Source organism: Frankia sp. AgKG'84/4, from assembly GCF_023242965.2.
In the GTDB taxonomy this organism is placed as follows: domain Bacteria; phylum Actinomycetota; class Actinomycetes; order Frankiales; family Frankiaceae; genus Frankia.
The window spans coordinates 1-2,737 of record NZ_JALKFU020001169.1 but is presented as its reverse complement, the minus strand read 5'-3'; the positions used below and the strand labels follow the sequence as shown (position 1 = coordinate 2,737).

Below are 2,737 nucleotides of genomic sequence, written 5' to 3'. Positions count from 1 at the left end.
CGGCGGGCGTGTCCGTTCGACCAGCCGGCGGCCCTGACTCCCCGGCCAACCGCGACCGTCCGGGACCCCGACCGGGAAAACCGACTTTCCCATTGGCTTGGTGGGGTTAGCTCGGCGGGATATCTGCTTCCAGAAACACGGCGCCGGTTCACTCGACTACCAGAAGTGACCGGCGTTACGGTGCGCCGCGACAGCCGTCCCAGGTCGTTCGCCTCGACCCGCGGGAAGCATTCCCGAATCCATCCCGGGTGGGTTACGCGGGGTCATCCGGAGCCGTCGCCCGCCCCGCTACCAGCGTCACTGTCTCGCTCCGGCGTCTGATGACCACCGTCAGCGGCGCCACACACGGGTTTGTCGGCAATTCCTTGCCAATGCCATTAGGTTGCCCTAACTTAGCTGAGGTTAACCGCAGATCATCGACGATCTAGATCAGCCCGCCGAACCTGCGGACGTAGACGGACGGAGGCCAGCTTGCTTCCAACTTTTGTGATCGGCCTTCGCGAGGGCCTGGAAGCGTCATTGATCGTCGGGATCGTGGCCGCCTTCCTCCGGCAGCGGGGCCGAACCGACGCCCTGCGGCAGGTGTGGCTCGGCGTGGGTCTGGCGGTACTGCTCTGCCTTGGCCTCGGCATCGCGCTGCAGGTGCTCGACCGCGAGCTCCCCCAGCGCCAGCAGGAGGGCCTGGAGACCGTCATCGGGCTCATCGCCGTCGGGATGGTCACCTACATGGTGGTGTGGATGCGCCGCCACTCCCGCGATCTCAAGGGATCGTTGGAGACGGCCACCGCATCCGCGCTGGAGACCGGCTCGACGCGTGCCCTGGTCCTGATGGCCTTCCTGGCCGTGCTGCGGGAAGGCTTCGAGACGGCGGTGTTCCTGATCGCCGCGTTCAACGCGGCGAGCTCCCCCGCGTCCGCCGGCGGTGGCGCGCTGATCGGTGTGCTGGTCGCGGTGATCGTCGGCGTCGCCATCTACCGCGGCGGGGTGCGCATCAACCTCTCGCGCTTCTTCCGCGTCACCGGGCTCGTCCTGGTCGTGATCGCCGCCGGACTGCTGGCGACCGCGGCGCACACCGGTCACGAGGCCGGCTGGCTCAACGCCGGCCAGCAGCGGACGTTCGACCTGTCCTGGCTGGTCCGCCCCGGTACGCCGCTGGCCAGCGTGCTGACCGGCGTGCTGGGCCTGCAGCCGCGCCCGGTGGTTGCCGAAGTAGTCGTCTGGGTCGTCTACCTGGTGCCGCTGGTCGCCTATGTGCTCTGGCCGGCCCGGCGCAGCCCACCGAGGCAGCCGTCCCCCGAGCCGGCCGCGTCCGCCGCACCCGCGGGGACCTGAGCCCGCGACGACCCTCAGCATCGGCGGGTTCCAACGCCCGCCGGGCCGCGCCGGCGAACGATGCCGGCCGGAACGTCTCACGACAGCAAACGTCTCACGACAGCAAACGACCAAGTGGGGGCAACACGTGCGTCGCGCACCAGTCGCGTACAGCGCCATAGCAGTTGTGATCGCGACGGGCGCCGTCGCCTGCGGGGGAAGTGATACGGGCGGCTCCAGCGGTTCGGGTACGGCCGGGAAGCAGACCGTCACCGTCACGCTGACGGGTAAGGGCTGTTCGCCGGACACGTCGAGCATCGCGGCCGGCCCGACCACCTTCAAGATCGTGAACAAGGATGCCGGCGCGGTCACCGAGGCCGAGCTGATGGACGGCGACACCATCCTCGGCGAGAAGGAGAACATCGCCCCCGGCCTGTCCGGGACGTTCTCTCTCAACGTCAAGGAAGGCAAGTACCAGCTGTACTGCCCCGGCGGGTCCGGCCCGGAGAGGGTGGACTTCACCGTGACCGCCGCGGCCGCCGGCACCGCCGCCGCCACGTTCGGCCCCGAGGTCACCACGGCGCTGAAGACCGCGACCACCGGCTACGCCACCTACGTCCGCGCGCAGGTCGCGGAGCTGGTCACCAACACCGGAACGTTCGTCGCCGCGGTCAAGGCGGGTGACCTGGACCAGGCCTCGAAGCTGTACGCGGCGCCGCGGCTGAACTACGAGCGCATCGAGCCGGTCGCCGAGTCGTTCGGGGATCTCGACCCGGCGATCGACGCCCGCGCCGACGACGCGCCCGACCCGGCGACCTGGACCGGTTTCCACCGCCTGGAGAAGGCAATCTTCGCAGACAGGTCGCTGGACGGCACCGGGACGATCGCCGACCAGCTGAACACCGACGTCGGCAAGCTCAACACTCTCGTCGCGAAGACGACCTTCCAGCCGGCGCAGATCGCCAACGGCGCGACCGAGCTGCTCAACGAGGTCGGCCAGTCGAAGATCACCGGCGAGGAGGAGCGCTACAGCAAGCTCGACCTGGTCGACATTCAGGGCAACGTCGACGGCGCCGACAAGGCCTTCACGCTGCTGGAGCCGGCGCTGAAGTCGCTGGACCCGACGCTCGCGACGAAGGTCCGCACCCGGTTCACCGCCATGTACAAGGCGCTGGAGCCGTACAAGAAGGGCACCGGCTACGTCAGCTACGACACTGTGACGCAGGACCAGCGGCGGGCCCTGTCGCAGGCGGTGGACGCGCTCGCCGAGCCGCTGTCCCAGGTCGCGGGGATCGTCGTCAGCTAGCGGGGATCGTCGTCAGCTAGGCGGAGCAGCACCAGCACGGTTGGGAAAGCGCAGGTGGGACGGCCGGGGGCCCGGGGGGTGTCCCCCGGGCCCCGGCCGCGGGGGGGGCGCGGGCCGCCC

The 2,737-nt window shown here is 69.7% G+C and carries 2 protein-coding genes; both read left to right on the top strand.

Annotated elements, in window-relative coordinates; all coding sequences use genetic code 11:
• Window positions 1-471: 471 nt before the first annotated feature.
• Complete coding sequence (gene efeU, locus MXD58_RS28285; protein ID WP_250611215.1) at window positions 472-1,332, top strand: iron uptake transporter permease EfeU; 861 nt, start codon at window positions 472-474, stop codon at window positions 1,330-1,332.
• 127 nt (window positions 1,333-1,459) lie between these two features.
• A complete protein-coding gene (efeO, locus tag MXD58_RS28280) occupies window positions 1,460-2,617 on the top strand; it encodes an iron uptake system protein EfeO (RefSeq protein ID WP_250611213.1) in 1,158 nt (385 codons plus the stop codon).
• Window positions 2,618-2,737: the final 120 nt, after the last annotated feature.